We start from the raw sequence: 453 nt of genomic DNA, 5'->3' as shown, positions 1-453 counted from the left end.
GTAATTAAAATTAATTACTGTATTTTGCAACACGGTTACAATTTTGAATATAAAGACTTTTATACAAAAAATGGCTGCTCTGTTTTTACTGGCAGTGTTTTTTTTAGGTACTACTCCTAAAAGTTTTTTGCATGATGCTGTTGCTACGCATAAAGATTTTAATGTTAATTGTAAAGAAAAATCTGGTGCTGCTCATTTTCATGCAGCAGGCATAAAATGCGATTGCGATAATTATGTTATTGAATCTCCTTTTGAAAATTCATTTACGTCAACAGTTTTTTATACTCCCTTCGTTTATACACAACTAAACAGTTTTTTAAAGAAAGTATTCTTCTCATCTCTTCATACGATAGCTGCACTTCGCGGTCCGCCTGCATGTTGAAAAGATAATTGCCTGCCATTGTTCGTTTATTCATCAATCATTCAAGTAATGGTTGACATCTTTTCAAAAAA

The 453-nt window shown here is 31.8% G+C and carries 1 protein-coding gene; it reads left to right on the top strand.

What is annotated here, in order from left to right; translation table 11 throughout:
* Positions 1 to 70: 70 nt before the first annotated feature.
* Positions 71 to 382, top strand: a complete 312-nt coding sequence (locus E3E36_RS11925; protein WP_167895588.1) for a hypothetical protein — start codon at positions 71 to 73, stop codon at positions 380 to 382.
* Positions 383 to 453 lie beyond the last annotated feature (71 nt).

It is taken from the genome of Thermococcus sp. M36 (genome assembly GCF_012027355.1).
GTDB lineage: Archaea > Methanobacteriota_B > Thermococci > Thermococcales > Thermococcaceae > Thermococcus.
Note: the sequence above shows the minus strand (reverse complement) of the source record. Positions and strands in the feature narration are given on the sequence as shown.

Coding starts and splice junctions, on each gene's coding strand:
- E3E36_RS11925 (WP_167895588.1), top strand. CDS start 71: ATGGCTGCTCTGTTTTTACTGGCAGTGTTTTTTTTAGGTACTACTCCT.